Below are 12716 nucleotides of genomic sequence, written 5' to 3' on the forward strand. Positions count from 1 at the left end.
TCACCCGGCGCCCTTCAACGGCGCGCCCTTCGACCGCATGAACGGCACCGGGTCGATGGCGCCCCGGCTGCTGCGGTCGCCGTCGACGTGGACCTCGAAGTGCAGGTGCGGTCCCGAGGAGTTGCCGCTGCTGCCCACCTCGCCGATCACCTCACCAGCCTGCACGGTGTCGCCCGGTGCGACCCGGGGACGGCTCACCAGATGACAGTAGCGGGTGATGACGCCTTGGGCGTGCAGCACGTCGACGAACCAGCCGCAGCCGCCCTTGCCGGGCCAGCCGTCCACGTCACAGCTGAGTCGCCCTCTCCAGTCGGGATCGCAGCGGGAAACGAGGACCCGGCCGGTCGCCGCGACCCTGATCAGGGTGCCCTTCGGAGCGGCGATGTCCACACCGTTGTGCCCGGGACGGCTGGCGGTCCGGAAGCCGGAGCCGACTCCGCCCGGGATCGGTGCGGTCCAACCGGAGGCGGCGATCTCGCCCCCGGCGGCCGCGTCGCACACCTCCCGGCCCGCGATCAGCGCGCTCCGTGCGGCACCCCCGGCCAGCGCATCCACGATGCGCGCGGCGAGTTCCTCGTGCTTGGCGTAGGCGTCCGGGAAGGCGCTGATCTGGACCCGCTGAGCGGCCACGGTCAGCGGCAGCTTCTCCCAGCCGGGCACGTCGACGAGCTTCTCGTAGAATTTGCGGGACGCGTACTCGGGGTTCATCCGCTGGGCGACCGTGCCCCACGACGCCCGTTGCTGAAAGAGGCCGACCGAGTCGTGGTCGGCACCGATGCCCTCGTTCGGAATCTCCTGCGACTCGCCGACCGTGCGGTTGGCCAGGTTGAGCAGCCGCGACTCCTGCATCGCGGTCGCCACGGCGATCACCCAGCCCCGCGGCGGCACCTTCATCTCCTGGCCGACCTTGATGATCACGGCGGCGTTGCGCAGTTGGCGTTCCCCGTACTGGGCGAAGCGGGGCATCTTCCCGGCGACGTTCACCTCGAAGTCTCCGGTGCACTCCATGCTGGCAGGGGTCAGCTGCTCGGCGGCGTCGCCCCCCAGCTCAGTGAGGAAGAAGGCGCCGGCACCACCGGTGCAGCAGAGCAGCACCAGCGTCGCGGTGAGCGCGGCGGCGAGCGCGCCCACCCGGACCGGCCCGCGGCGGGGACGACTCTCCATGTTCATCCCTGCTCCCAGTCCACCACGTCGACCAGCCAGCGTCCGTCGGGCGCCAGCAGTTCGAGCCGGAGCTGCCCGCCATCGAGTGGAATCGTCGCCTCCACGAAGGTCTCACCGCGGGGACGGATGATCACGTCGCCCGTGACGGCGCCGGTGGGCACGCGGGTCGGGTCGGCGCCGGCGAGCTTCTCGATGAGAGCGGCGGTCGAGAGCGGACGCAGCGCGTCGTGCCAGTCCGCCGCGGTCTGGCCCGGGTTGCCGAGCCAGGCGGCGACGAAGCGTTCGGCCACCAGTTCCGGGGCCGGCTGGCCGGCCCGGGTCACTGGCGACGGTGTCGTGGTCGTGGAGATCGCGCCGTCGTCGCCGGTGGTCGGGTGCACGGTGGTGATCGGGTCGGCCGGACGGTTGCTCAGCCCGGCCGTCGGATCGTCGGGGCCGGCCACCAGCCGGGCCGCCCCGACCACTCCGAGCACCAGCACGGCGATGCCGAGGGCGACGCCCAACCGGGACCGGAGCAACCGGAGGGCCAGGAACTCGATCACCCGACGCACGGCGGTCACCGGGCCTCGGAGCGAACCCGCGGTGCCGGCTTCTCGGGGGCTCGCTCGGTGGAGCCGGGGCGGTAGATGACGAAGGAGGGGTTCTCCTCCGGCACGTCCGGCTCGGTCCAGGAGGCCGGCTGCCGACGGCGCGGCCGGGGCGCGACGGGACGGTTCTCGGTGCGTCGCTCCTGGGCGGGGGCATCGGCGCCGCCCGCTTCCCGACCGTCCGGCCGCTTCTCGCCGGCCGGTGCGCCCGCCGGCACCGGATCCGGACGGGCCTCGGGCCGAACCTTCGGCTGCTCCGGCGCGATGGTTCGGCGTCGTCCCACGCTGGGCTCGGCGGTGCCGCCGGGCTCGGCGACGTCGAGGCGAGCCGCGGTGCGCATGTCGCGGAAGAATCGGCGATGCCAGGAGCCCGCCGAGCTCACCGCCTCGCTGCTGTCCTTGCCGCCGAGCTGGGTGATCCGGCGGTAGGGGCGCAGCAGCAACCACCCGACCACTCCGCAGAGCCAGACCAGCACCACCTGCAACCAGCCGGGGAGGGTGGGCGTGCTCATGATGAGGTCCACCGCGAAGAGGTAGATGGCGGCACCGGTACCGAAGATCGCGATGTTGAACAGCGCCGCCACCACGGCGTTGCCCAGCCGTCGCAGTCCGGCGCTGGCCGGGCGGAGCAGGCCGATGGTGCCCAGGATCGGCGCCGCGATCACCGCCCACCGGAAGATCAGGAAGCCGAGCAGCACCAGCAGCGACGCGGTCAGGTCGAACATCGCGAAGAGCAGGGCGGCGAGCACCGCGATGAACCCGGCGCCCACCCGATCCATGTCCCGAACACCCTGGAGGTACTCGTAGGCCTCCGGATCCTCCCGCTCGATCTGCGCGGCGACCGTCATCCACTGCTGCTTCTTGGCGTTGATGGTGGCCTCGCGGGTTTCAGGGCTCGTCCGAATCTTCTCGGCCTCTCCCCAGGAGAGTGACTTGGCGTCGTAGAGCGCGGCGCCGTACTTCTTCGCCGTCTCGCTGTCGGCCGAGCCGAGCACGCCGCGCAGCCAGTTCCGGTAGAGCATCGACTCGGCGGCCGTGTCGCTGGCCCGGACCGCCGGTGGGCGCTTGTCCGTGCAGGCGTCCGGGTTGGGCATCGCGCACCGGCCTGGTGGCACGTCCCTGGCGGCCGGGCCCACGGCGTCGTGCACGACGCCGAGGGTGGAGACCAGGGCGCCGTCGGCGAGGTTGGCGGACTTGACCGGCCAGGCGGCCAGCGCGGTGACCGCCACCATCACCACCAGCGCCCATCCGGCCGTGGTCATCGCCGTGCTCATGTCCGACTGGCGGGAACGCCAGAGCAGATAGAGCCCGACGACGCAGAGCGTGACGATGCCGAAGACGCTGAACACCTTCTGGTAGATCGCCTTGGTGGCCTGGTCCACCAGCGGATCCGCCCAGCCCCACATGGTCCCGGGATCCCAGGCGCGTTCGCGCAGCGCGTTGGAGGCGCCGATGATCGCCGTCGCCATCATGAACTCGCCGTTGGCGATGGTGTTGGTGAACTTGTAGTCCGGATGCAGCAGCCCTGTCGCGCAGCCCGTCTCCACCTTGTAGGTGCTGTAGCTGTAACCGGCGTAACCGTAGTCGCTGTAGTAGCCCTTCGGGCCGGGGAGCTTGGAGGCCTCGGGACGGGACGCGAACCAACCGGCGATGCCGGAATCCGGCGCGGTCGGAGTCGGGGGCTTTAGGCAGGTCGCCTCCGACTCCGCCACCTGTTGGAGTTTGGCCACGCAGGCGCGGAAGTCGACTTGCCATTCTCGGGTCGTGCAGAGCTCGGCCGGCGCCTGGTACGCGGTCGGAGCCGCGTACGCCGGTGTGGCCGTGAGCCCGGGCCAGCCGATCGTGGCTGCGGCGAGGACGCCGAGTGCCAGGAGGAGCGCCGTGATCCGTGCCCGGGCCCTCGCCATGTCACGCCTCCAGATCAGGCAGCACGGTCGGCAGCACCCCTGCGGCGGCGGCGATGGCGGCGGGGGTGGTGTCGAGGTGATCCAGTAGTCCGTCCACGTAGGAGACGTCGACCCGGACCTTCTGGACCCGGCCGTCGACGTCGCGCATCACGAACTCCCGGAAACCGAGCCGGTTGGCGGAGGTCGCGTCAGCGGTGGAGAGGGAAGCGAGGGTGGCCTCGTAGCCGTCGTTGACTGGTACGCGCAGCAGCCGCAGGGCCTCGGAGGCGATCTCGGCGTCCTCGGCGATCCGACCGACGAAGACGGTGGAGACGAGGTTCTGCACGTCGAGGCCGAGGATGTCGCGCGGGTTCTGGGAGGCGACCAGCGCGGCGAGATTCCACTTACGGGAGTCGCGGGCGAGTCGGACGAGGAACGATCGACCCGAGCGCCATCCCTCCATGAAGTGTGCCTCGTCCAGGCCGACGAGCTTCCGCGATCCCATCGAGCCGCCGTAGCAGCGGCGGACGGCCAAGCGGTGCGCGGTGTGCAGCATCGGCAGGGCGAGTGCCTCCTCGGCCGACCAGTACTCCCGTTCGATCTTGAGGTCGGGCAGCCGCAGGCCGGCCATGGTGATCACGGTGAGCGCGGCGTCCGGGCCGAGCAACCCTTCCGGTGGGCGACCGAAGAAGAGCATCGCCAACGGCATCTCGGCGGTGTCCAACAGCAGGTTGGCCAGTTCCCGGCCGGCGTCGTCGTCGAGCTGCCCGAGGCAGGTGACCACGTCGTCCAGGGTGGAGGTCTCCTCGGCGGGCACCTGCCGTACGGCGTGCCGGAAGAGGGTGGCGGTGGAGGCCTCCCGGGCCACCTGTGGTGGCACCAGCATCATGCAGATGTCCTGGACCAGCATCCGGCGCTCGGCCCGCGCGTTGGAGACCGCGATCTCGAACTCCCGGTCGCCGGCGGCTCCGGCGCCGAACTCGCTGCGCAGCGGGGTCGGGATCAGGGAGTACGGTGCCAGCGTTCCGTGTTCGGATCCGGTCAGATTGAGCACTCGCGAGTACGGCCGCAGTTCCGGCATCGCGCAGAGCCGGGCCAGCGGGCCGGAGGGGTCGAGCAGGGTCACCTGCACGCCACGGCGAGCAGCCAGGTAGCCCAACGCGCCGAGCAGTGTGGACTTGCCGCCGCCCGGCTCGGCGACGAAGACCGCCAGGCCGGAGCGCTCCCGCACCTCCATCGGGAAGTGCAGGTCGAGGAAGACAGGCCGGCGGCAGGTGCCGGCGGTACGCCCGATCAGGTCGCCCCGGCGGTCTCCCACCGTGGAGGCGGCCTGCGGCAGCGCCGCCGCGAGCAGGTTGACGGGCATCCGACGGACGTAACCGGTGTTGGCGATCGGCTCGCCCGGGATGAACTCGCGGGCCAGCCAGTCCTGGTTCTTCGGATGTTGCAGAGAGATACGCAGCTCCCGGGAGTAGAGCTGGATGAGCCGCCGGGCCCGTTCCAGGCACTCCTCCCGGGTACGCCCGCCGACCGCGATCCGGTGCCAGCCGTGGGCGCGGGCGGAGTCGACCGGCAGCCCGGTGGTCATCTCGTCCCCGATGACCAGCGCCCGCTTGGCCAGCCGCTCCAACTCCGGTGGGGCGTCGATGCCGTGTTCGGCGTAGTCCAGCTGCTGCGACCGGATCATGCGGAGCCGGTGTTCCAGATTGCGGAAGGAGTCGCCGGAGCCGAGGATGTCGACCCGGGTGGAGAGCTCCATCGGCCAGGGCAGCCGTTCGTGGAAGTGCAGCCAGGGCTCGTGCCGCTCGGGAATCTCCAGCGGCTCCATCCGGCCCACGGCGAGCACCGCCACGTGCCGTTCCTCGCCGGTCATCCGGTTGACCAGCTTCACCGTGGAGCCGTACGGCGTGCGGTAGCGCTCGACCTGTTCGGTGAGGGCGAGTAGGTCGCCGCGTTCCCAGCGCCCGTCGGTGATTGGCGAGAGCGTGCCGGGAGGCGCCATGCAGAGCGCCACCGACCGGTAGAGCAGCCATTCCAGCTCCTGCGCGGTGACCCGCCGCCCGCGCATGCCGAACGCGCCCAGCACCTCGTCGAACTGTTCGACGGTGCGGCCGAGCTTGCGTCGCTCACCGTCGGCGACGCCGCGGCCGAAGGTGCGCAGCAGCCGCTCGGTGAGCGAGTCGCCGAGCGACCGGCGGGCGAAGGTGACCCCGAGGTAGGTCTGACCCTCGGCGTGGTTGACCGAGAGCAGGTGCCGCTGCGCGGCCACCAGGTGCTCGGCCCAGCCGGGTGTTCCGGGGACGTCGGGCAGCGGCGCGGCGGTGTTCGCGTCGATGGTGCGGGCCCATTCGTCGGCCGGGAAGGGCCGGGTGGTGCGGCGCAAATGCAGCCGGAAGCCGGCCAGGCCGGCGTACTGCTCCGAGATGGCGGAGAGCAACGCCTCGCGTTCCGCGTCCGGGCGGAAGGCCCAGCGCACCTCGGGCAGCCAGTACCAGGCGGTGACCGTGTTGGGGGTGAAGGTCAGGTGGCCGGCGATCTCGGTGATGGCCAGCTCGACCGCCGGATCGCGATCACCGAACTTGATCTTCGGCGGCCGGACGCGGACCGGCTTGACCGGCCGGTCACGGTGGTCCACCGAGCGCTGCCGGGGGGCGGGGCGGGTGGCCGGTGGCGCCGTCCGGCGCGGCGTCCGGGTCGCGGCATCGGCGTGTGCCGGCTCGGTCTCCCGGACGTGCCGGTCCTCGCGGGCCGGGGGTTCCTTGCCGGCGGGAGGCTGGTGGCCACCGCCGGGTCGTCGAGCACCGGTACGGGAGGAGTGGCCCGCGGGGGAGCGGGCGGTGGCGCGGGAACCGGGGGCGGAGCCGCACGAGGGGGCGCGGGTGCCGGTCCGGCGGCGAGTGGTGGCGTGGGGTGCGGCTGCTGTGGCAGCGCCCGCGCGGAAAGCCCGTTACCCCGCTGCGCACCTGGCCGGGGGTAGGCGCCGCCGAACAGGTCGAGGAACGGGGAGTCGATGTCCGCGCCGTCCCGACTGGTCGGCGCGGGTTCGGCCGGAACCGCCCGGCGCTGCGGCGGTCGGGGCGCCTGAAACACACCGACGCTTCCGTGACCCGGGGAGGTGGCGAGCGCCGGGTCCAGCGTGGCGTCGTCCAGCTCGTTGGGTTCCGGGTAGTCGAATGAACGCGCACGGTTACCGTGTGGTGCGGCCGGGCGTCCGGCCGGGGATCCCGGCGTGGCGGAGCGGCTCATGCGATCGCCCTGCCCGTGTCCTCGCTCGGCCCGTACGGCGTGCAGCCCGTCATGCCAGTTCCTCCCGGATCCTGATCCTGCTGCCGACCAGCCGCGGATCGCGCTGCTCGGCGGCCGGCTCCCGGGTGCGTCGCCAGTCGGTCAGCGCGGTACGGATCACCATGCGCGCCGGACGGTCCGGATCGACGTACCGGAAGACGAACGAGGTGGTCACGATGGCGAGGGCGATCTCCCAGGCGGGGAAGAGCTCGACCTGCAACGTGAACAGCCAGTGGATGAACATGTAGAGGGGAACGAGCAGGATGAACAGCCCGTACTGGGCGTACGGCAGGTGGACCGGAAGGGTGTAGCCGGGCGGGCCGAGATAGACCAGGCGAGCCCGGTAGATGTCGTCGTCGGTGCGTAGCCGCATCTCGTGCCCGCGCCTATTCGAAGATCAGGTTGATCAGGAAGTCGCCGATGAAGAAGAGGGTGGCGGCTCCGGCGATGAAGGCCAACCCGACGATCGCGATGGCGGAGCTGGTCAGCACCTTGGAGATCTCGCCCCGGCTGGCGCGGCCGATGAAGATGACGCCCAGCACGGCGAGCAGGATCGGAGCGATCTTGCTGGCGAAGAAGGTGACGACGCCCTCGGTGTTGATCCCCTTCGGCTCCTCGGCGGCGAACGGGATTGACGATGCCAGGGTGGAGAGCAGGTGGGCGGCGCTGGTTGACGCCGTTTCCATCAGCTCGATGGCGATCACTGAAACCTCCCCAAGTCGCGGCCGGCGGCGCCGCGGTGGTGCAGTAGGCAAGCCTTGCGGGATCGGTGCTCACTGTGCGCAGCGTCCGAGACCCTGCGTACGGCAGTCGCCACGGAAGGTGGCGATTTTTGGGCGGGTTGTCCCGCTTTGGCCCTCCCTCCAAGCGTCGCCATCTCGATGCTGGGCAATTCCACAGCGTACGGGCCGCCCCCCTTTGCGACAAGCCGCGAAGATGCTGCCCGATCCGACCCGGACGACCGATCGTACACCTGTTCCAATTGCCATGTCAGGGCTGTCGACCGGGCGGTCTTTCGACGGGCGGCGCGCCCGGTACCGTCCTACTCGTGACCGATCTGGTGCGGGCCCCGGCCCCGGTGGTGATGGGCGTCCTGAACGTCACGCCCGACTCTTTCTCCGACGGCGGACGCTACGCCGGCGTCGAGGCCGCTGTCGCACACGGCGTCCGGCTACGAGCCGACGGAGCGGAGTTGGTGGATGTCGGTGGCGAGTCGACCCGGCCCGGTGCCGACCGCGTCGACGCGGAGACCGAGGCCGCCCGCGTGGTGCCGGTCATCCGGGAGCTGGCCGCCGCCGGCGTCCCCGTCAGCATCGACACCACCCGCGCCCGGGTGGCGGAGGCGGCGTTGCGGGCCGGCGCGATCGTGGTCAACGACGTCTCGGGCGGGCTCGCCGACCCCGACATGGCCCGGGTGGTCAGCGATGCCGGCTGTCCCTGGGTGCTGATGCACTGGCGCGGTCACTCCCGCCGGATGAGCGAGCTGGCCAGTTACGGCGACGTGGTCGCCGACGTCCGGGCCGAACTCGGCCAGCGGGTGGAGGCCGCGCTCGCCGCCGGGGTCGCCCCGGACCGCATCGTCATCGATCCGGGTCTCGGCTTCGCCAAGACGGCCACCCACAACTGGCAGCTCAGCGCCCGACTGCCGGAGCTGCTCCAGCTCGGCTACCCGCTGCTGTTCGGCGCGAGCCGCAAGTCCTACCTGGGCCGGCTGCTGGCCGGCCCCGACGGCGCGCCTCGGCCCACCGACGGGCGGGAGGCGGCCACCGTCGCCACCAGCCTGCTCGCGGTCGCGGCCGGCGCCTGGGGAGTACGCGTGCACGACGTGCGCGCCACCGTCGACGCGCTCGCCGTCTGGCAGGCCACCGGCCGTCCCCGCCTGGCCGCCATGTCGGCGGGTACCCGGCCCGCCGGCACCTCGGCCGACGGCGGCGTGACCGCCACCGGGCCGACCGGCGGCACCGGGATGCCGAACGCCGCCGGGCAGGTCGGGGCCGACGGGCGGGCTCGACGGTGACCGGGCGGATCGAGCTGACCGGCCTGCGGGCGCACGGTCGCCACGGGGTCTACGAGTTCGAGCGGGCCAACGGCCAGGAGTTCGTCATCGACGCGGTGCTCGAACTCGACCTGGGCCCGGCCGCCCGCTCCGACGACGTGCGCGACACCGTGCACTACGGCGAACTGGCCGAACGGCTGGTCGAGGTGGTCACCGGCGAGCCGGTCAACCTGATCGAGACCCTCGCCGACCGGCTGATCGAGGTCTGTCTGGCGGATCCACGGGTGTCCGGCGCGACGGTCACGGTGCACAAGCCCGAGGCTCCGGTTCCGCACACCTTCACCGACGTGGCCGTGACGATGCGCCGGACGCGTACCCGATGACCCGCGCTGTGCTCTCCCTCGGCAGCAACCTGGGTGACCGGCTCGGCCACCTGCGCACCGCCCTGGCCGTGCTGGGCGAGAGTGTCCTGGTGGTCTCCGGGGTCTACGAGACTCCGCCGTGGGGCGACACCGAGCAGCCGGCTTACCTGAACGCCGTGCTGCTGGCCGTCGACCCGACGGCCGGTCCGTACGACTGGTTGACTCGGGCCCGGGCGGCGGAGGACGCCGCCGGCCGCGTCCGGGACCCCGGGCGGCGCTTCGGTCCGCGCACGCTCGACGTCGACGTCGTCGCGGTGTGGACCGACGACGACCGCCCGGTGCTCAGCGACGATCCCGAGCTGACCCTGCCGCATCCCCGGGCGCATCTGCGGGCCTTCGTCCTCCGGCCGTGGATCGACATCCAGCCCTACGGTGAACTGCCCGGGCACGGTTGGCTGACCGACCTGCTCACCAACGGTCCGGCCGCCGCCGAGGTGCCGGAACTGAGCCCTCGGCCCGATCTGACGTTAGAGTCGACGACATGAGCGAGCGCAGCGAGCGAATCATCAGGCTCAGCGCGTTGGCGCCTCATGGTGGTGCGGAGCGCAGCGGAGTGCCGGTATGAGTGTCTCCCCGCCGCCCGACGGCTCGCGGATGGGGCCCACCCGCATCTCGACCCTGGTGGTGACCGCCCTCGCCGCCGCGGCGGTCGCCTGGCTGCTGATCAGCACCTTCTACTACGACCGACTGCCGCCGTTGCCCTGGTTGCCGGTGGTGACGCTGGCCGGGCTCGCCGTCCTGGAGGCGTACGCGGCCATCAACACCCGGGGCCGGATCGAGCGCCGGCCGGGGCGCGAGCCGGTGAACCCGTTGATGGTTGCCCGGTTCGTCGTGCTGGCCAAGGCGTCCGCGCTGGTCGGTGCCATCTTCGCCGGTGGGTACGCGGGGCTGGCGGGGTGGTTGTTCGTGCAGCCGACCCGGGCGGCCGCAGACGACCGTCCGGCCGCCGTCGCCGGCCTGCTGGCCTCGGCCGCTCTGGTGGCCGCGGCACTCTGGCTGGAACGGTCCTGCCGGGTCCCGGAGCGGCCCGACGACGAACACGAGCCGGACGACTGGGAGAGCCGCCCGGGCCGCGGCTAGACCGCCGGCTCCCGCCGGGGCAGGGGGTTACGCCGGCTCCGGCGCGCGGGTACGGTGCCTGCGACCGAAGGGCAACGCCCCGCCACCGGTCCGCCCGTGCGTCGGTGGAGTCCGGGCGGCCGCTGGGAGGCAGGAATCATGGGGTACGACGAACCGGGCCGCAGCGGAGCGCCGGAGCTCAACTCGGCCGGTGCCGCGACCGGCGCGGAGGCCGCCCTCGACGACACCGACGCCGAGTCGGGCCGGGACCGGTTCGGCGTCTACATCGTCTGGGAGACCCTCCTGCTGCTCGGCTTCGGCGCGCTGGTCTACCTGGTGTGGCGGGAGGACCCGGCCGTGTTGCGTGGCAGCGGGCTGCGCGACCTCATCGTCGACGTGGTCGGCCTGGGCCTGCTGGCACTGGCAGCCGGACTGACCCTGCGGACCGCCGCGGTCAACCTCGCGATCGGGCCCGTGGCGGTGGCTGCCGGGCTGCACTTCGCCGAACAGAGCGATCGCGGGGTGCTCGTCACCGTCGGCACGGCCACGGCGGTGGCCGCGGTCGGTGGGCTGCTGCTGGGGCTGGTGGTCGTGCTGCTGCACGTGCCCGGCTGGGCGGCGAGCCTGGGTGGCGCGGCCGGTGTCATCGTCTACATCGAGCAGCGCTCGGCGCCCGTGCTGGTGCAGGGGGACTACGACCCCCGAGGCACCGCCGGACAGCTCTTCATCGGCTTCGCCGCGATCGCGGTGTTCGGTGGGCTCTTCGGGGCGGTGAGCCCGATCCGTCGCCTGGTCGGTCGATTCCGTCCGGTCGTCGACCCGGCCCGCCGACGGGGTGCGTCGGCCGCCGTCGTCGCCACCGGCGGGTACGTCTGCTCCGCCGTGCTCGCCACCCTCGCCGGAGTGCTGATCGCCTCGACCGACGGGGCGGTGACACCGGCGGCGGGGCTGGACTGGACGGTGCTGGCGGTGGGAGCGGCGCTGCTCGCCGGCACCAGTGCGTTCGGCCTGCGTGGTGGCGTCTTCGGCACGCTGGTGACGGCCGGTGCCATCGGCCTCTTCCTCGCGTACGCGCAGGCGCGCGACTGGACGATCAGCAACTGGGCGGTCGGTGGTGTGGCGCTGGCCGCGGGACTCGCGGTCACCCGCCTGGTCGAGACGTACGGACGCCCGGCGTCGCCAGCCGGGGCGCTGCCGCCGCCGACGCCACCCGCCGACGCCACCACCGGCGCCGGGTGGAGTGTGGCGCAGCCGCAGCCGGTCGGTGACTGGCCACCCGTCCTGCCGGCCCAGCCCACCGCCGGCACCACGGACCCGTGGGGATCCCGGAGCTGGGAGACCGGCCCGCGGACCTGGGAGACCGACGACCGGTGAAGGCGGCTATCCCTCCCGCGCGTCGTCGGCGCGCCGAGAGTGATCTCGGCGGTTAGGCTCGGTACATGACCGACACATCATCGATCTCCGACGGCCGGTCGTTCGAGGAGTTGGACGTTCTCTCCACCGAGGAGTTGCGCGAGCGGGCCTTCGCACTGGCCCGCGAGCGGCGCGACGTGCGGTTCTTCTGGTCGGTGCTGCGGCACCTGCCGAACGCGGACGAGGCCGCCGCGCTGGACGGCGCGCCGAACTCGGTGGGACCGACGGTCGACGAGGCGGTGGCTCTCTGGCGCGAGATGACCGGCCACGGCTACGAGGAATCGGCGCCGTTGCTGCGCGCCGCCTTCATCGACTACCTGATGAAGCACTAGAACTTCGCCTACTTCGCGTACCACCATAATTGACGCCTCGCGTTTGCCTGCGTCGATTCGCTGGGAACTAGCGGGGCCATGGCTCTCACCAATCGATACAAGTCCGCACCGGGCGCCGGCACGCTCGCCGCGCTCATCCTGGTCCTCGTCTTCGGCAGCCCCTGGTACGTCGACTGGGCCAGGAACAACACCGATCCGGACAGCGCCGGCGGGTGGTTCCTGCGCCTGCTCACCTGGCCTGCCTGGCGATTCGACTCCTCGGACTCGATCCAGGAGATCTTCGCCGACGACCTGAAGGCGATCCTCGTGGTCGTCCTCACCTTCGTGTTCCTCTACCTGCTGCCGGGCTCCCAGCTCGCGCGGGCCCGCGGAACCATCAGCCAGTTCTTCGCGGGCTGGGGGGCGTTCATCTTCGCCGGGGCGTTCGCGGCCCTGTTCACCACGCTGATCCGGACCAACCCGTCGCTGCTGGGTGCCTTCCAGGCCGCGGGTGACGGCGCGGAGTACGGCTTCTTCGTGGGCTGGATCGTCGGACTCGCCACCCTCGGCGGCTACCGGGGCCGGCGCTGACG

General features: G+C 72.0%; 12 protein-coding genes and 1 pseudogene. 7 read left to right on the plus strand and 6 right to left on the minus strand.

Going from position 1 to position 12716, the window contains the following annotated elements; translation table 11 throughout:
* From SM447_RS10020 to SM447_RS10045, 6 genes and pseudogenes are all read right to left on the minus strand, one after another.
* Nucleotides 1-1170 carry a M23 family metallopeptidase gene (locus SM447_RS10020; protein WP_474572482.1) on the minus strand — a complete coding sequence of 390 codons (1170 nt, stop codon included), beginning with the start codon at nt 1168-1170 and terminating at the stop codon, nt 1-3.
* Nucleotides 1167-1724: a hypothetical protein gene (locus SM447_RS10025; RefSeq protein ID WP_474572483.1), complete on the minus strand. Its 558-nt coding sequence runs from the start codon at nt 1722-1724 to the stop codon at nt 1167-1169. Before SM447_RS10025 ends, SM447_RS10020 begins: the two co-directional genes overlap by 4 nt.
* Nucleotides 1721-3658, minus strand: a complete 1938-nt coding sequence (locus SM447_RS10030) for an MFS transporter (protein WP_474572484.1) — start codon at nt 3656-3658, stop codon at nt 1721-1723. The genes SM447_RS10025 and SM447_RS10030 overlap by 4 nt, the downstream gene beginning before the upstream one ends.
* A gap of 1 nt (nt 3659) precedes the next feature.
* Nucleotides 3660-6883 (minus strand): annotated as a pseudogene (locus SM447_RS10035) (ATP-binding protein).
* Nucleotides 6884-6932: 49 nt separating this feature from the next.
* On the minus strand, nt 6933-7295 hold the full coding sequence (locus SM447_RS10040) for a hypothetical protein (RefSeq protein WP_111212817.1): 363 nt from the start codon (nt 7293-7295) through the stop codon (nt 6933-6935).
* 13 nt (nt 7296-7308) lie between these two features.
* Entirely contained in the window at nt 7309-7626 is a 318-nt protein-coding gene (locus tag SM447_RS10045; RefSeq protein ID WP_357589360.1) for a hypothetical protein, read from the minus strand.
* 344 nt (nt 7627-7970) lie between these two features.
* Here SM447_RS10045 and folP point away from each other — a divergent pair, with 344 nt between their 5' ends.
* From folP to SM447_RS10080, 7 genes are all read left to right on the plus strand, one after another.
* Nucleotides 7971-8939: a dihydropteroate synthase gene (folP, locus tag SM447_RS10050; RefSeq protein ID WP_474572485.1), complete on the plus strand. Its 969-nt coding sequence runs from the start codon at nt 7971-7973 to the stop codon at nt 8937-8939.
* Entirely contained in the window at nt 8936-9301 is a 366-nt protein-coding gene (folB, locus tag SM447_RS10055; RefSeq protein WP_474572486.1) for a dihydroneopterin aldolase, read from the plus strand. Before folP ends, folB begins: the two co-directional genes overlap by 4 nt.
* A complete protein-coding gene (gene folK / locus SM447_RS10060) occupies nt 9298-9825 on the plus strand; it encodes a 2-amino-4-hydroxy-6-hydroxymethyldihydropteridine diphosphokinase (RefSeq protein WP_474572487.1) in 528 nt (175 codons plus the stop codon). Before folB ends, folK begins: the two co-directional genes overlap by 4 nt.
* 109 nt (nt 9826-9934) lie before the next feature.
* Nucleotides 9935-10420, plus strand: a complete 486-nt coding sequence (locus tag SM447_RS10065) for a DUF3180 domain-containing protein (RefSeq protein ID WP_474572802.1) — start codon at nt 9935-9937, stop codon at nt 10418-10420.
* A gap of 138 nt (nt 10421-10558) precedes the next feature.
* Nucleotides 10559-11773 carry an ABC transporter permease gene (locus SM447_RS10070; RefSeq protein ID WP_474572488.1) on the plus strand — a complete coding sequence of 405 codons (1215 nt, stop codon included), beginning with the start codon at nt 10559-10561 and terminating at the stop codon, nt 11771-11773.
* A gap of 65 nt (nt 11774-11838) precedes the next feature.
* On the plus strand, nt 11839-12144 hold the full coding sequence (locus SM447_RS10075) for a hypothetical protein (RefSeq protein WP_474572489.1): 306 nt from the start codon (nt 11839-11841) through the stop codon (nt 12142-12144).
* A gap of 78 nt (nt 12145-12222) precedes the next feature.
* Nucleotides 12223-12714, plus strand: a complete 492-nt coding sequence (locus SM447_RS10080; protein WP_474572490.1) for a hypothetical protein — start codon at nt 12223-12225, stop codon at nt 12712-12714.
* Nucleotides 12715-12716 lie beyond the last annotated feature (2 nt).

Source organism: Micromonospora aridisoli, from assembly GCF_056150025.1.

What these genes read in the sequence shown, in the direction of transcription:
- SM447_RS10020 (WP_474572482.1), bottom strand. Translation starts at nt 1,170, where the DNA reads ATGAACATGGAGAGTCGTCCCCGCCGCGGGCCGGTCCGGGTGGGCGCG.
- SM447_RS10030 (WP_474572484.1), bottom strand. Translation starts at nt 3,658, where the DNA reads ATGGCGAGGGCCCGGGCACGGATCACGGCGCTCCTCCTGGCACTCGGC.
- SM447_RS10040 (WP_111212817.1), bottom strand. Translation starts at nt 7,295, where the DNA reads ATGCGGCTACGCACCGACGACGACATCTACCGGGCTCGCCTGGTCTAT.
- folK (WP_474572487.1), top strand. Translation starts at nt 9,298, where the DNA reads ATGACCCGCGCTGTGCTCTCCCTCGGCAGCAACCTGGGTGACCGGCTC.
- SM447_RS10065 (WP_474572802.1), top strand. Translation starts at nt 9,935, where the DNA reads ATGGGGCCCACCCGCATCTCGACCCTGGTGGTGACCGCCCTCGCCGCC.
- SM447_RS10070 (WP_474572488.1), top strand. Translation starts at nt 10,559, where the DNA reads ATGGGGTACGACGAACCGGGCCGCAGCGGAGCGCCGGAGCTCAACTCG.
- SM447_RS10075 (WP_474572489.1), top strand. Translation starts at nt 11,839, where the DNA reads ATGACCGACACATCATCGATCTCCGACGGCCGGTCGTTCGAGGAGTTG.
- SM447_RS10080 (WP_474572490.1), top strand. Translation starts at nt 12,223, where the DNA reads ATGGCTCTCACCAATCGATACAAGTCCGCACCGGGCGCCGGCACGCTC.